This is a genomic window from Mycobacterium sp. 4D054 (assembly GCF_052245755.1).
Lineage (GTDB): Bacteria > Actinomycetota > Actinomycetes > Mycobacteriales > Mycobacteriaceae > Mycobacterium.
Map to the genome: position 1 here is coordinate 108,506 of NZ_JBQQCF010000007.1, position 15,029 is coordinate 123,534.

The window sequence follows — 15,029 nt, forward strand, 5'->3', positions numbered from 1 at the left end:
CGCCGACGAACTCGTGGCTCGAGTCTAGTCCTCAGCGATCCAGAACGTCGCGTACCGCCGACTTGATCAGTGACGTGTGCAACGTGATCGCCAGGGCAGCCACCTCGCGGGCCAGGTCGTCGGCGCGGTCCCGGGCTCCGGCCTTGCCGCCCTTGCCCACCGGGCCGGCGATCTGAGCGATGAGGTCCGACTGCCGGTCGGCGGCGGACCGAAACGCGCGCAGATGACGCGGCTCGACACCGTAATCGGCCAGGGCGCGCGCGCACTGGGCGATCACCACGGAGTGCTCGTCGAAGAACGAGGTGCCGCCACCCTTGAAGATCGGGGTGATGATGCCGGCCTTGAGCAGTGCGCCCAGCAGTTCCTCGCCCACGCCGGAGCGCTCCAGCAGATCCTCGCGGCTCAGGCGCACCAGGGCGGGGCCGGCTGCCACGGCGGTCTCCGTCGTCTCCTGACCCACCGGCACCAGACGCGGTGTCGCATATGCGGATCCGGGCCGGGGCAGTTCCCCGTCGGGTTGCGCGTCGAGCTGGGCCTTGATGACCTTCAGCGGCAGGTACTGGTCCCGCTGCGCGGTCAGGATGAAGCGCAGCCGCGCGCAGTCGTAGGCGGTGAAGCGCCGGTACCCGGACGCGGTCCGCTCTGGCGTGACAAGACCCTCGGACTCCAGGAAACGGATCTTGGAAATCGTGACATCGGGAAACTCGTCGCGGAGCAGATCCAGCACAACGCCGATCGACATCCCGCGCAGTGCCGGTGTGTCGGGTTGCGTCATCGGTGCTTACCGGGCGCAGTCACTCATTCGGATGCGCCGCCGTCGGCGCCCTTCGGTCCGGTCAGGAACACCAGACGGAACTTACCGATCTGCACCTCGTCACCGTTGACCAGCACGGCCGAGTCGACCGGCTCCCGGTTGACGTAGGTGCCGTTGAGGCTGCCGACGTCGACGACCTGGAACTCGCCACCCTCCAGCCGGAACTCCGCGTGCCGGCGGCTGACGGTGACGTCGTCGAGGAAGATGTCGCTGTCGGGATGGCGGCCCGCCGACGTGGTGGGCTGGTCGAGCAGGAACCGCGACCCGGCGTTCGGGCCGCGCTTGACGACCAGCAGCGCCGAACCGACCGGCAGGCCTTCTACTCCCGAGACCGCACTCTCCCCGCCCGCCGCGGGCGGGGCGTCGAGCTCGTTGAGGAAGTCGGCGCGGAACACCGATGTGGTCTCCACGGTGACTTCGTCAGAATCGGCCCCGGTATTGAAGTCCTTGTCCGTCACCCGCTGCTCCTCACTGGCTGCCGTGGCGGTATCCGGCCAGACCCCCGGCCGATGCGCCGCTGGTGTCGACCGTACCGCGCATACGACCGCATTGTGTCCACCACTGCTGGATCCGCACGTCGCGTCCCAGCCTGTCTGAACGACCCTAACAAGACCTCAGTCCGTCGCGTGGGCGCGGTAGCCCTCCGCGTCGAGCAGACCTGCCAGGTCACCCTGCAGGGTGCCGGCCTCGGCCTGCAGTTCGACCAGCCAGCCCCCGCCGTACGGATCCGAGTTGACCAGCTGCGGGTTGCTCTCCAGATCACCGTTGACCGCAACGACTTTCGCGGTGATCGGGGCGTAGAGATCCGACACCGATTTCGTCGACTCCACCTCACCGAACGACTCGCCGGCCGTCACCTCTGTGCCCACGTCGGGCAGCTGCACGAACACCACATCGCCCAGGGCGGACTGTGCGTAGTCGGTGATGCCGACACGCACCGTGTCGTCGCCGGTCTGCTGCACCCACTCGTGTTCAGCGGTGTAGGACAGGTCGGCGGGGATCTCGCTCACGGGGCTCCTTGGTCGGGAAGGTCATTTGACGGGCTGAGCGTATTGGCGCGGTTTCGGTTGCCGCAAGGCGGTCACGTCCACCCGGCCGGACTGTTGTACCACCATCGTGCCTCCGACGCGTTCGACGCTGTCCATCGCGCCGCCCGGGATGTTCATCGCAGCGGCCAGGGTGGGCGGATCCCCGATCGCGATCACCGAGTACACGGGGCCCATCGTGGTGGAGTCGACGATCAGCGACCCAGCACTGCCGACCACCCAGGTGCCGACCCCGACCCGGACCGTGACTTGCTGGCCGTTGTGTTCGCCGCGGATCTCCATCGCCTCCGCGCCGGCCGCGCGCAATTCGTTGATCACGTCGAGCATCGTCTCGGCGGCCACGCCGCGCGCGGGGTCGGTGATGGTCAACGTCACACCCGGACCGGTCGCGGCGACGGTGCCGATCAGGATCGACAGCGCCGCCAGCCGGGACCGGGCGTTCTCGATCGCGGCCTGGTCGTCACTGCCGGAGGTCTGCAGTTCGTTCAGCGTCTGCTGTAGATCGCCGACCTCGGTGTTCAGCGCGGCTTCTCGCTGCTGCAGCGAGTCCAGCAGCACCACCAGGTCGGCCGGTCGGGCGGTCTCCAGCGAGTCGCCGGAATCGGTCTGCTGCACCTGAGTGGCGATCCCGACGCCGAGCAGCAGGCACAACAGGACGGCCAGGACCCCGAAGACGCGCTGCGGGCGTCCGCTCCTGCCCGACCGCGGCTCGGCACCGGGCGGGAATTCGTGGCGGCCGTGCTCAGTCATCGTCAGGCACCGAACAACCTGCGCCGCAGTGCCGCGGCATTGCCGAAGATCCGGATCCCGAGGACGACGATGATCGCGGTCGTGAGCTGGGTGCCGACGCCGAGCTGGTCACCGACGTAGACGATCAGAGCGGCCACGAGCACGTTGAACACGAAGGACACCACGAACACCTTCGAATCGAAGATGCCCTCCAGGTAGGCCCGCAGCCCGCCGAACACCGCGTCGAGCGCGGCGACCACCGCGATCGGCAGGTACGGCTGGACGAACTCGGGGACGTCGGGATGGAACACCACACCGAGCACGATTCCGACGACCAGAGCGACGATTCCGATCAACTAGGACCCCATCTGTTCAGCGAAGTTGATGTCGCGGACCGAGCCGGCCGGCAGCACCAGACCGTCGCCCTGGGAGACGTTGACCACCACCCCGTAGGACGTCTCCAGCAGCCGTAGCCGCTGCAGGCCCGCGCTGCGGTCGAAGCTGTCCGCCATGGCGTTCGGTGGCCCCACCGCGAGGATCTCATACGGACTCGAGACCGGCTGATTGTCGACGAGGATCCCGCCCCCGGCCTGGCGGACCGTCACATTTGGCCCGATACGCACGCCGCCGACCGAGATGGCTTCGGCCCCGCTGACCCACAGCGAGTTCACGACCAGCTGCAGGTCCCGGTCCAGGATCACCTGCCTGCTGCCCGCCACGCGCTGTTTGGAGACATCGGTGAGGTTGGGCGACATACCCGGGTCGGTCACCGTGAGGGTCAATCCCGGCCCGATTACCGGTACGGCCGCGGCTGCGACATTGGCCTCGTCGAGTTCACCGAGCAGCCGGCGTCCGGTGGCGTCCCCCTCCAGCCGGCTGCGCCGTTCGGCGTTCACCTGGCGGGTCAGCTCGTCGCGCTGCGCCGCGACCGCGTCGGTGGCGGCCTCCGCGGAGCGCACGCTGCCCGCCAGTACCTGCTGGGTCTCGCGCACGCCGGGTGCGGTGTCCCTGGCCTGCGCCCAGGCCAGCGCGAACACCGCGGCGACCAGCACGGCGGCGAGCACCTGCCACAGCGCGTCGGAAGACCGCCGGCGCGGCGCGCCGGACTGCGCGGCCGCGGCGTAGCCGGGGTCGAGGTGCTCGGTGAGCAGCGAGCGCAGCAGCGACGGCACCGGAATGCGCGTCGGCCCGCCCGCTTCGTGCGTGTTCCGTCCGGACGAGTCGAATCCCCCCAGCGTGCTCATGGCCGTGGCATCACCTTCAGGACCATCCCGACCTGAATCAGGTACAGCACCCCCGACCACAGGTACATCGCCAGACCCCAGATCAGGAACCCCCACCCGATCGCGAGAACCACCCTGCTCCACTGGGCGTCGAACTGGCCGAGCAGCACCAGCGGCAGCCCGGACATCAGCGCGAACGTGGCGGCCTTGCCGATGTAGGTGACCGGCAGCGCTGACAATCCGCGGCTGCGCAGCACCGGCAGCGTGCCGGCCAGCACCAGATCTCTCCCGAGCAGCAGCGCCACCACCCACCACGGGATGACTCCGGCCAACGCCATGGCGACCGGAACGACGATCATGTAGATCCGGTCGACCAGCGGATCCAGCAGCTCGCCGAGCCGGGACGACTGGTTGTCGAAGAGCCTGGCGATCTTGCCGTCGGCCCAGTCGGACACTCCGCTGAACATCAGCACCGCGACCGCCCACCCGGTCGCCTCGACCATCAGCAGCCACAGGAACACCGGGACCAGCACCAGCCGGATCACCGACAAAGCGTTGGGCACCGTCAACACCCGGTCACGCACGGGAGCGTGGTCCATGCAGGTAAACCTAGCGGAACACCCCGGGCAGGCTCAGGGCCGACAGGGTGTCGTCGGCCAGCGGATTGTCGTGAACCATGTAGGTCCACGTCGACGTCGGCCGGGCCAGCTTGGACAGGTCGACTCCGGGCTCGTCCTCGATCGACGGCGCGGTCTCGAAGGTCTGCTGCGCGGCCTCGATCGCGTCGGCGGCCAGCGACGCGAACGCGTCGACTGCCATCCGGTGGAACTCGTCGAGCGGGTTCTGCCGGCCCAGCGCGCGCAGGTGGATGCTCTCCCGGATGTCAGCAAGAAACGCCAGGTGGTCGGCCCAGGCTCGGTCGAGGTGGTAGAGCATGATCAGCCGGCAGCTCTTCTCCAGCTGCGCGTCGGCATCCTCGCCCAGCCTGGTCTTGATCTCCTGGTAGCGCTGCGGGGACAGCTCGGCGATCTCGTCGCGCGCGGTTGTGGTGCGCAGCAGGTTGTCTCGGCGCTCGACCAGGATGGCCCGCTGCTGGGCGATGAGCTGGTTGTAGCGCCACGTGTTGGCGTGCACGTCGAGCAGCCGGCCCTCGGCGACCCGCTGGGCGTGCTCGAGCAGCGTCGCCGCCTTCGGGCTCAGGACGCGGCCGTTCTCGTCGCACTCCAGCGGCAGCTTGTTGTCGTCGAGATGCGACACCACCAGGTCGTCCTCCCAGCTGGAGAAGAACACCGAGGTGCCGGGATCGCCCTGCCGGCCCGCCCGCCCGCGCAGCTGGTTGTCCAGCCGCTCGGTGTGGTGCCGGCCGGTGCCGATCACATGCAGGCCGCCCAGCTCGGCGACCCGATCGTGGTCCTCCTCGCCGGAACCGCCGAGCCGGATGTCGGTTCCGCGCCCGGCCATCTGCGTGGACACCGTCACCGCGCCGAGCTTGCCGGCCTCGGCGATCACGGCCGCCTCCTCGGCGTCGTTCTTGGCGTTCAGCACCACCGCAGGAACCCCGGCCTTGACCAGACGCTCGTGCAGGTCCTCGGACTCGGCGACGTCGCGGGTGCCGACCAGCACCGGCTGCCCGGTCTGGTGGATCTCGGCGATGTGCTCGACGACGGCGTCGTTCTTCGCCGCGATCGTGACGTACACCCGGTCGGTCTCGTCCTCGCGGATGTTGGGTTTGTTGGGCGGGATCGGTGAGACGCCCAGCTTGTAGAACTGGCGCAGCTGCTCACCGGCGGCCAGCGCGGTGCCGGTCATCCCGCAGACCCGCGGATACCGGTTGATCAGCGCCTGCACCGTGATGGTGTCGAGCACCTCGCCGGTCTCGGTGGTCTCGATGCCCTCCTTGGCCTCGACCGCGGCCTGCAACCCGTCGGGCCAGCGCTGCAGGGTCGCGATGCGGCCGCGGGACGAGTTGATCAGGTGCACCGCGTCGTCGCGGACGATGTAGTGCACGTCGCGCTGCAGCAGCACGTGGGCGTGCAGCGCGACATTCACCTCGGTCAGCGTGGTGGCGACGTGCTCCTCGGAGTACAGATCGATGCCGCCGAGGGCCGCCTCGATCTTCCGTGCGCCGGCCTCGGTCAGATGCACGTTGCGGCTGTCGTTGTCGGTGGCGTAGTCGGTGTTCTCGTCCAGCTCACCGACCAGGCGGATCAGTTCCACCCGCGGGGTCTCGCGATGGCTGGTGCCCGCCAGCACCAGCGGTACCAGCGCCTCGTCGACGAGCACCGAGTCGGCTTCGTCGATCAGCGCCACGTCGGGGTTCGGGGAGACGAGGTCCTCGACATCGGTGACGAGCTGATCGCGCAGCACGTCGAACCCGACCTCGTTGACCGACGCGTAGGTGATGTCACACCGATAGGCGGCCCGGCGCTCGGCGGCGGTGGATTCGGCGGTGATCCAGCCGATGCTCAGGCCCATCGCCTCGATCAGGGGACCCATCCATTCGGCGTCGCGGCGAGCCAGGTAGTCGTTGATCGTGATCACGTGCACGCTGCGCCCGGCCAGCGCGTAGCCGGCCGCGGCGATCGCGCCGGACAGCGTCTTGCCCTCGCCGGTGGCCATCTCGACGACGTCGCCGGCCAGCATCCGCAGGGCCCCGAGCAACTGCACGTCGAAGGGACGCAGCCCGGTGGTGCGTTCGGACGCCTCGCGGGCGATCGCCAGGAACTGCGGGATGTCCGCGGAGTCGGCGAGGTCGTCCAACTCGAGCAGTCTGGCGGCCTTGCGCAGTTGGTCGTCGTCGAGGTCGGCGGCCTTGGCGTCGAACTCGGTCGCCTTGTGCACCTGAGCCATCGACCGGGACTGGTCCTTGTCGGTGCTGGCGCCGAGCAGCTTCCAGAAACGGCCCGACAGCCGACCGGTCTTCGGGGAGTCCTTCTTGGAGGAGGTGCGTGCCACAGGATCACGGTACTTGGCCTCGCGCGCATGATTCCGCCGTGACCTCCGCCAGCCTGCCCGGCGGGTCTCCCCTGGGCGCGAGCACCTGCGGTAACTTCGCCGCAAGCCGGATCGCATGCGGAGGGGGGTCGCCGGGCGGTGGACACCGTTGACACCCAGACGTTCCGCCCGACCCTCGACTGGGGCCGCGAGTTCTTGCATTCGCTGTCGTGGATCGGCACCACGTTTGCGCTGACCGCGGTGTCGCTGCTGGTGATCCTGGCCCTGCTGGCCCATTTCACCCAGTGGGGGCGTCAGTTCTGGCGCGTCACGGGCGGCTACTTCACCGGACGGCGCAGCGCGGTGGTCTGGCTGATGTTCGCGCTGCTGCTGCTGTCGGTCGTCGTGTCGGTCCGGTTGAACGTGCTGCTGACCTACTACGTCAACGACCTGTTCACCTCGCTGCAGGTGGCGTTCCAGGGCGGCATGAACAGCGGTGTCGCCGGCTTCTGGGCATCGATGCGGGTATTTGCCGTGCTGGCGGTGTGCTTCGTGGTCCGGCTGCTGGCCGACATGTACCTCACCCAGCGGTTCATGATGCGGTGGCGGATCTGGCTGAGCCGGCGCTTCATCGACGACTGGCTCGGCGACCTCGCCTACTACCGCGCACAGTTCGCCGGCCGGCCCATCGACAACCCGGACCAGCGGATCCAGCAGGACATCGACGTGTTCACCACCGGCGTCGGGGGCACGCCGAACAATCCGATCTACAACTCCGGCAACACCCTGCTGTTCGGCGCCGTGGAGGCCGTGCTGTCGGTGCTGTCGTTCGGCCCGATCCTGTGGCGACTGTCCGAACCGGTCACGCTCGGCGGGCTGACGCTGCCGCGCGCGCTGTTCTGGATCGTCGTCATCTACGTGCTGGTGGCCACGATCATCGCGTTCGCCATCGGACGCCCGCTGATCCGGCTCAGCTACGTCAACGAACTGCGCAACGCGGGCTTCCGCTACGCGCTGGTGCGGGTGCGTGACGCCGGCGCCGCGATCGGTCTGTACCGCGGCGAGCCGGCCGAACAGTCGGTGCTCAAGGGTCGGCTGGACGCGGTGATGGCCAACTACCGTCGCTGGCTGAACCGCATGATGCTCTACTTCGGCTGGAACGTGTCGGTGAGCCAGACCATCAACCCGCTGCCGTGGCTCGTGCAGGCGCAGGGCCTGTTCGCAGGCCGCATCACGTTCGGCGACGTGTGGCAGTCATCGAACGCGTTCGGCGCCATCCACGATTCCCTGTCGTTCTTCCGGAACGCCTACGACCAGTTCGCGAGCTATCGGGCGGCGATCATCCGGCTCGACGGACTGGTCGACCAGAACACCAGGGCCGGCACGTTCACGGCGGTCAGCACGGCGCACTCCGACGACGGCGCGCTGGCGGTGAAAGGCGTCGAGGTGCGCAAACCGGACGGCACCCCGCTGGTACGCACCCTCGACCTGCAGGTGCGGACCGGTGAGGCGCTGGTGATCACCGGGCCGTCCGGGATCGGCAAGTCGGTCCTCGTGCAGAGCCTGGCCGGAATGTGGCCGTACGCGTCGGGCCGGGTGCTGTTGCCCGACGGCCGCGACGAGGCGATGTTCGTCCCGCAGCTGCCGTACTTCCCGGTGGGCGACCTGCGCACGGTGGTGTCCTACCCACAGCCGTCGGGCACATTCGACGACACGGTGATCCAGCAGGCCCTGCTCGATGTCGCGCTGCCCAACCTGGTCATCCGGCTCAACGACGAGCAGGACTGGGCCAAGGTGCTGTCGGTCGGCGAGCAGCAACGCATCGCGTTCGCCCGCATCCTGGTCGCGAAACCGAGGACGGTGTTCCTCGACGAGTCCACCTCGGCGATGGACGAGGGTCTGGAGCAGACGCTCTACCGGGTGCTGCGCACCCAGTTGCCCGACACGATCGTGGTCAGCGTGAGCCACCGCGACTCGGTGGCGCCGTTTCATCACAGGCGGTTGGCGCTGGTCGGCGACGGCCAGTGGCGGCTCGAGCGACTCACAGATCCGGCATAGCCACGCCGATACGCCCCCTCGGGGTCGGCGCGGTACCTTGCCCGCATGGAAACGTTCACCCCGACCTTGGATTGGGGCAATGAGCTGTGGACATCGCTGTGGTGGATCGCCCAGGGCTGGGCGTACGCGGCGGTGGCCACAATGGTCGTCCTGTTCCTGATCGTGCGGTTCACCACGTGGGGCAGCCAGTTCTGGCGTGTCACCCGCGGCTACTTCACCGGACCCGAGAGTGTCGTCGTCTGGCTGTGGCTGGCCGGGATCCTGCTGCTGGTGATCCTCAGTGTGCGGCTCTCGGTCCTGTTCAGCTTCCAGGGCAACGACATGATGACCAGCTTCCAGGTCATCGCCGCCGGCCTGGGCTCCGACAACGAGGCGGTCAGGGAATCCGGCGCCGACGGATTCTGGCTCTCGATGACGGTGTTCGCCGTGCTCGCCGTGCTCAACGTCGCCCTCATCATGCTGGACCTGATCGCCACCCAGCGGTTCATGCTGCGGTGGCGGACCTGGTTGACCGACCAGCTGACCGGCGACTGGCTCGACGGCAAGGCCTACTACCGCGCACGGTTCATCGACGACACCATCGACAACCCGGATCAGCGCATCCAGATGGACATCGACATCTTCACCACCGGCGTCGGATCGCTGCCCAACACCCCAAACAACACCTCCCAGTCCACGCTGTTGTTCGGTGCGGTCGCCTCGATCGCGGCGATGATCTCGTTCACCACGATCCTGTGGAACCTCTCGGGTCCGGTGACCTTGCCGCTGGTCGGCGTCGAGTTGCCGCGTGCGATGTTTGTGATCGGCATCGTCTATATCTTGTTCGCCACCGTGGTGGCGTTCTGGATCGGCCGGCCGATCATCACGCTGGCGTTCCTCAACGAGAAGTTCAACGCCGCGTTCCGGTATGCCTTGGTGCGGCTGCGGGACGCCGCCGAGGCGGTGGCTTTCTACCGTGGCGAGCTCGCCGAACGCACCGGGCTGCGCCGCCGCTTCGCGCCGATCGTCGACAACTACAAGCGCTACGTCAACCGGATGGCCAAGTTCCTCGGCTGGAACCTCGGCATCACCCAGGCCCAGGAACTCATCCCCTACATCGTGCAGTTCCCCCGCTTCTACAGCGGAGAGATCACCTTGGGGCAGCTGTCGCAGACCGCGAGCGCGTTCCGGGAGATCCTGTCCGGGCTGTCGTTCTTCCGCAACGCCTACGACAACTTCGCCGGCTACCGCGCGGCCATCATCCGCCTGCACGGCCTCGTCGTCGCCAACGAGGAGGGCCGTGAACTGCCGACGCTGGGTTGCGAGGACTGCGACGGCGGCCGCGTCGAGATGAAGGGCGTCTCGGTGCGCACACCGGACGGGCGGGAGCTGGTCGAACCGCTCGACGTCACCCTGCACCCGGGCGACAGCCTGGTGGTCACCGGACCGTCGGGCAGCGGCAAGACCACGCTGCTGCGCAGCCTGGCCCAGCTCTGGCCGTTCTGCTCTGGGACGCTGCGGCGACCCGGCGGCGAGGGCGCCACGATGTTCCTCTCGCAGCTGCCCTACGTGCCGCTCGGTGATCTCCGCACCGTCGTCGCCTATCCGAACAGCACCGACGACATCACCGACGCGCAGCTGCGTGACGCGCTGACCACCGTCGCGCTGCCGCATCTGGTCGATCGGCTGGACGAGGTGCAGGACTGGGCGAAGGTGCTCTCTCCCGGCGAGCAGCAGCGTGTGGCGTTCGCGCGCATCCTGCTGACCCGGCCCGAGGCGGTGTTCCTGGACGAGTCGACCTCAGCGCTGGACGAGGGTCTGGAGTTGATGCTCTACCAGCTGGTGCGGGACCGGCTGCCGGACACCATCCTCGTCAGCGTCAGCCACCGCAGCACGGTCGAACAGCACCACACCAGGGAGCTCAAGCTCGTCGGCGACGGTCGGTGGGAACTCAGCGAACTGGAGCCGACCCCGGGTTAACGCCGCGCTGCGTGTTCTCCCGCCCGCCTCGCCGCGTGTTCTCCCGCCCGCCGCGCCGCGTGTTCTCCCGCCCGCCGCCCGAAGAACGACCCCTCGCCCAGCTGCGTTCCGCTCGCATATCCTTTGCCGTCCTGGGCGATGTTGCACGCGCACGCCCCCGCGGCGTACAGGCCGGCGACCGCGCTGCCGTCCTCGCGCAGCACCTCACCGTCGACCGACACCTTCAGCCCGCCCATCGTGAACCCGGAGTACATCGCCCGGCCCAGGGACAGATCGAACACCGCCCACGGCCCGTGGTCCTGCGGGGCCACGTATTCGGGCTGCTTGTGAAAGTCCGGGTCGACCCCCTCGGCGGCGTTGGCGTTGTAGCGCTCCAGCGTCGCCGCCAGATTGCCCTCCGGAATGCCCAGCGCGGACTCGATCTCGGCGATCGTCTCGTAGCCGTCGATGAACTTGATCAGCGGCATCTCCGGCATCTGCATATGGTCCTCGTCGACCACCAGATACGCGGTCTGCTCCGGTTGCTCGAGCACGAAAGCCGAAGTGCGCGAATGGTAGGAGTCCTCGGCCACGAAGCGCTTGCCGTCCTTGTTCACGATGACGCCGGTCAGCAGGATCTCCGGCGGGTAGGCCGCCGCGGTGATGAACAGCTGATCGAGATTGGCGGCCACCCCGCCGGCCGAGAGCCCGAGTTTGATCCCGAGGCCGTCGTCGTTGGGGTTGCCCAGGATGTACGGCGCCACCGTGCCGTGGTGCTTGGTCTTGCGTTCCTGGCCCAACGCCGGCGTGTACTCGGCCACCATCTCGGCGTTCATCGCGAAACCGCCGGCGGCGATGACCACCGATTTCGCCTTCACCTCACCGGATTCGGAGAAGTGCTTCCACCGCACACCCACGACCGCGCCGGTGTCGTCGGTGATGAGCGCCGTCGCGCCGGTTTCGTAGCGGATCTGCACGCCCAGTTCGGCGGCGCGCTTGAGCAGCAGGTCGATCACCATGGCCGCACCGCCCAACTCCCCCGGCACCGGCACCGAATGCCCACGCGGTGCAGGCTTGGCCTGCTCGCAGAACGGCCACACCTTCTCGTTGCCGGTGTAGGACAGCCCCTCGGTGCCCGGCGGCACCACCACCTTGCCGGGGTAATAGCTGCGCTCGAACTGAAAGCCAAGCGCCTCAAGCCAGGCGAAGTGCTCCACGCTGCCCTCGCAGTATGCGCGGATCTTGTCGTGTTCCGGGTCGCGCGACTGCGACACCAGATACTTGTACATCTCCTCGGCCGAATCCTCGTGGCCGGTGGCCTGCTGCACGGCGGTGCCACCGCCCAGGTAGAAGTGGCCGCCGGCCATCGACGTGGTCCCGCCGGCGGCGGCCGCCTTCTCCAGAACCAGAACCCGCGCCCCGGCCGCTGCGGCGCTGACGGCCGCACACCCGCCGGCGATGCCGAAGCCGAGCACGACTACGTCGGCCTCGTCGGACCAGGGCGTGACGTCGCCGGCGTGGACCGTGTCCGGGATGTTCTGGATGCTCACTTCTGCTCCTGTTTCACGTACTCGAAGAACGCGCGGATTTCTGCTGGTATGTCGGCGAATTCGATGAACGGCACACCGGCGTCCGCGGCACTGGCGTACGCGAACCGCATGCCGCCGGCCATCGTGCCGGCCATGACGATGTCTGCCTGCGCGGTCGCGGCGTCGAACCCCGCCGAATCGAACGCCCGGCACACGTGGTGCAGTCCGGGTCCGCACCGGTCCAGAAAGTCCCGGTAGATGCTCGGTCCGCGCACCGGGGCGATCACCTCGAGCTGGGTGTCACCGGCGTAGCTGAGCGAGATGTCGGCGACGTGATCGGCCGGTTGTCCGCGGTAGGTGCAGGTGTGCGGGCCGAAGTGCACGCCCGGCATGCGTACCCACCTGCGCGCGCCCAACAACGAGGTCAGCGCCGTCTCGGTGGCGGCGAGGTCGTCGGTCACCCAGGCGATCTGGACAGGTGTCTGGTCGAGCATCGCTTGAGAGGATATCGCCAGCCGCGCCCCACAGGCTAGAACATGTTCTAATTTCGGCACTGCGGCGCGCAGGCCGGAACCGTCAGGGCTGCGGCGCGACGACGGCCGACGCTGCAGAGATGGTGTCGCTGTCGGCCTGCTGGCGGGCGACCTGCCACGACACCGCCGCGGGCAGCGTTCCCCAGGTGCTGTTGAACAGGCCGATCAGGACGGTGCGCCCATCCGGGGTCGGCGTGTACACCGGCCCGCCGGAGTCGCCCTTGCGGCTCACCACGCCGTTGGTCATGGTGAACCAGCCGTTGTTCACCGACTCGATGGTGCCGCAGCTCTCGCCGGTGACGACGCCGAAGTGGCACACCGGCATGCCACGCACGGGCAGCACCGCGGGATCGGTCACCAGCACCTTGCCGCCGGGGAGCACGTTGTTGACCGCGACGTGCGGGGCCAGGTGGATGACCTCCCAGTCGGTGATCTGATGGTTGGTGTCGACTGTCATGCCGTTGGGAGTGTTGTCGCGGAAGGTGCCCTGGGTGCCGATCATGGTGCCGAACTTGTCGGAGACGGTGCCGGAGGCGCGGCAGTGGCCCGCGGTGTAGCCGATTCGGGTCTGCGGGTCGACGTAGCCGAGCGTGCACAGCACGGTGTCCTGATGGATCTCCATTCCCGGAAACACCACCACGGGCGGTTGGGCGTGGGCGGGCGCCGCCTGCAACGCCAACGCGATGGCGGGTGCGAAGACCGCGAACAGCAACTGCAGCACTCGAGATGACGACCGAACAGACACAGCCCCTCCGCCCTACCCGTGATGTGATGTAACCACCTCATCGCGGTCAGATAAAGGTCCGTTACAAACGGTTCAGGAGTCGAATCCCAGGCCGGCGGCGTCGAGTGCGCGCAGCAGCAGGTTGCGCCGGCCGCCGGTGTGATCGGCCCGGTCCAGCGACCAGCGGGTGGCCTGAATGCCCACGCTGGCCAACGGCTCCGGCGGGAACGGCAGCGGCTTGCGACGCACCATTTCGAGCTCGGTGCGACGGGTTGGCGTCCCGTCCAGCAGGTCCAGGCAGACGTCGGCGGCGAACCGGGTGGCGCCGACGCCCAGCCCGGTGAAACCGTTGACATAGGCGACGCGACCCTCGCGGGCCAGTCCCCAGTGCGCACAGAACCTGGTGTTGGTGTCGATCGCGCCCGCCCAGCGGTGGGTGAACCGGACGTCGTCGAGCTGCGGGAACGTGATGAAGAAATGCGCGGCCAACCTGCGATAGGTCTGCCCGCGGTCCTCGTAGGCCGGCTTCACTTTCCGGCCGAAGTGGTAGACAGCGTCGTACCCGCCCCAGACGATCCGATTGTCCCGGGTCAGACGGTAGTAGTGGAACTGGTTGGCGCTGTCGCCGATCCCCTGCCGTCCGCGCCAGCCGATACGGTCCAGTTGCGCGTCGGTGAGCGGTTCGGTGGCCAGCACGTAGTCGTACACCGGCACCGTGTAGTGCTTGTTGCGGCGCAGCAGGCTCGGGAACACGTTGGTGGCCAGCACCGCCTGGCGGCAGGTGATCGTCGGCCCGTCGGTGTGGATGCGCAGCGCGGCACCCCCGGAGTCGATCCGGGTGGCGGCGGTGTGCTCGAAGACCTCCACCCCGGCGTCCTGGCAGGCGCGGGCCAGTTCCAAGGCCAGCTTCGCCGGGTGGACGATCGCGCAGCTGTCCGGACTGAGCAGCCCGGCCCGATAAGTCGGTGAGTTCACCTCGGCGCGCACCTGGGACGCGTCCAGGAACCGGCCCTGGCCGTCGGCGGCCGCGTCGGCCAGCCACTCCACCTGATGCGGCTCGGTCGCCACCGTGAGCATGCCGGTGCGCTCCCACTCGACATCGAGTCCCAGCCGGGTGATGTCGTCCTGCATGCCGTCGAGGTTCTCCCGCCCCATCTCCTCGAGCGTGTCGATCTCGTTGGGCCAGCGCGACTTCCCGTTCTCGTAGCCGTGGGTCAGGCTGGCGTCGACGAAGCCGCCGTTGCGCCCGGATGCGGCCCAGCCGATGCGGTCGGCCTCGACCAGGACGATTCGGCGGTCCGGGTGGCGCCGCGCCGCGCGCAGCGCGCTCCACAGCCCGGTGTAGCCGCCGCCGATGACCACCAGGTCGCAGGTGACCGGACCGGACGGGGACGGGAACTCAGGGCGCGGGATGTTAAGCCACACCGAACCCGGGGTGCTTCCGGCCAGCGACCGGTCCACCAGCACCGGATCCACCTCGGCGTCGAAGACTGTCTGCACA

At 68.4% G+C, this 15,029-nt stretch carries 14 protein-coding genes; 2 read left to right on the forward strand and 12 right to left on the reverse strand.

Features of this window, described 5'->3' with window-relative positions:
* Window positions 1-31: 31 nt before the first annotated feature.
* The 8 genes from ftsR to secA2 all read right to left on the reverse strand — a co-directional run bounded on the left by ftsR (window position 32) and on the right by secA2 (window position 6,767).
* On the reverse strand, window positions 32-775 hold the full coding sequence (ftsR, locus tag ACTWP6_RS07940; protein WP_260752666.1) for a transcriptional regulator FtsR: 744 nt from the start codon (window positions 773-775) through the stop codon (window positions 32-34).
* Window positions 776-798: 23 nt separating this feature from the next.
* Window positions 799-1,272, reverse strand: coding sequence for a glycogen accumulation regulator GarA (gene garA, locus ACTWP6_RS07945; RefSeq protein WP_443187309.1), 474 nt, complete (start codon window positions 1,270-1,272; stop codon window positions 799-801).
* Window positions 1,273-1,428: 156 nt separating this feature from the next.
* Complete coding sequence (gene gcvH / locus ACTWP6_RS07950; RefSeq protein WP_260752663.1) at window positions 1,429-1,824, reverse strand: glycine cleavage system protein GcvH; 396 nt, start codon at window positions 1,822-1,824, stop codon at window positions 1,429-1,431.
* Between the two features lie 21 nt (window positions 1,825-1,845).
* A complete protein-coding gene (locus tag ACTWP6_RS07955) occupies window positions 1,846-2,610 on the reverse strand; it encodes a DUF881 domain-containing protein (RefSeq protein ID WP_443187310.1) in 765 nt (254 codons plus the stop codon).
* A 2-nt stretch (window positions 2,611-2,612) separates the two neighbouring features.
* The gene (locus ACTWP6_RS07960) at window positions 2,613-2,945 is read right to left on the reverse strand and encodes a small basic family protein (RefSeq protein WP_260752659.1); all 333 of its coding nucleotides are present in this window, start codon (window positions 2,943-2,945) and stop codon (window positions 2,613-2,615) included.
* A complete protein-coding gene (locus ACTWP6_RS07965) occupies window positions 2,946-3,833 on the reverse strand; it encodes a DUF881 domain-containing protein (RefSeq protein ID WP_260752657.1) in 888 nt (295 codons plus the stop codon).
* Window positions 3,830-4,411, reverse strand: a complete 582-nt coding sequence (locus ACTWP6_RS07970) for a CDP-alcohol phosphatidyltransferase family protein (RefSeq protein ID WP_260752654.1) — start codon at window positions 4,409-4,411, stop codon at window positions 3,830-3,832. The genes ACTWP6_RS07965 and ACTWP6_RS07970 overlap by 4 nt, the downstream gene beginning before the upstream one ends.
* A 10-nt stretch (window positions 4,412-4,421) precedes the next feature.
* Window positions 4,422-6,767 (reverse strand): accessory Sec system translocase SecA2, encoded by a 2,346-nt coding sequence (gene secA2, locus ACTWP6_RS07975; RefSeq protein ID WP_260752652.1) that lies wholly within the window; start codon window positions 6,765-6,767, stop codon window positions 4,422-4,424.
* A 138-nt stretch (window positions 6,768-6,905) separates the two neighbouring features.
* Between secA2 and ACTWP6_RS07980 the strand changes: the two genes are divergently transcribed.
* Window positions 6,906-8,804, forward strand: a complete 1,899-nt coding sequence (locus ACTWP6_RS07980) for an ABC transporter ATP-binding protein/permease (protein WP_443187311.1) — start codon at window positions 6,906-6,908, stop codon at window positions 8,802-8,804.
* A 45-nt stretch (window positions 8,805-8,849) separates the two neighbouring features.
* Window positions 8,850-10,763 (forward strand): ABC transporter ATP-binding protein/permease, encoded by a 1,914-nt coding sequence (locus ACTWP6_RS07985; protein WP_443187312.1) that lies wholly within the window; start codon window positions 8,850-8,852, stop codon window positions 10,761-10,763.
* On the opposite strand, the gene ACTWP6_RS07990 is transcribed toward ACTWP6_RS07985, so the two are convergent.
* The 4 genes from ACTWP6_RS07990 to ACTWP6_RS08005 all read right to left on the reverse strand — a co-directional run bounded on the left by ACTWP6_RS07990 (window position 10,760) and on the right by ACTWP6_RS08005 (window position 15,028).
* Window positions 10,760-12,292, reverse strand: coding sequence for an FAD-binding protein (locus ACTWP6_RS07990; RefSeq protein WP_443187313.1), 1,533 nt, complete (start codon window positions 12,290-12,292; stop codon window positions 10,760-10,762). The two genes, ACTWP6_RS07985 and ACTWP6_RS07990, sit on opposite strands and share 4 nt — an antisense overlap.
* Window positions 12,289-12,765 (reverse strand): VOC family protein, encoded by a 477-nt coding sequence (locus tag ACTWP6_RS07995; protein WP_443187314.1) that lies wholly within the window; start codon window positions 12,763-12,765, stop codon window positions 12,289-12,291. The genes ACTWP6_RS07990 and ACTWP6_RS07995 overlap by 4 nt, the downstream gene beginning before the upstream one ends.
* An 82-nt stretch (window positions 12,766-12,847) precedes the next feature.
* Window positions 12,848-13,549, reverse strand: a complete 702-nt coding sequence (locus ACTWP6_RS08000) for an Rv1815 family serine proteinase (RefSeq protein ID WP_260752643.1) — start codon at window positions 13,547-13,549, stop codon at window positions 12,848-12,850.
* Between the two features lie 72 nt (window positions 13,550-13,621).
* Window positions 13,622-15,028: an NAD(P)/FAD-dependent oxidoreductase gene (locus tag ACTWP6_RS08005; RefSeq protein ID WP_260752641.1), complete on the reverse strand. Its 1,407-nt coding sequence runs from the start codon at window positions 15,026-15,028 to the stop codon at window positions 13,622-13,624.
* Window position 15,029: the final 1 nt, after the last annotated feature.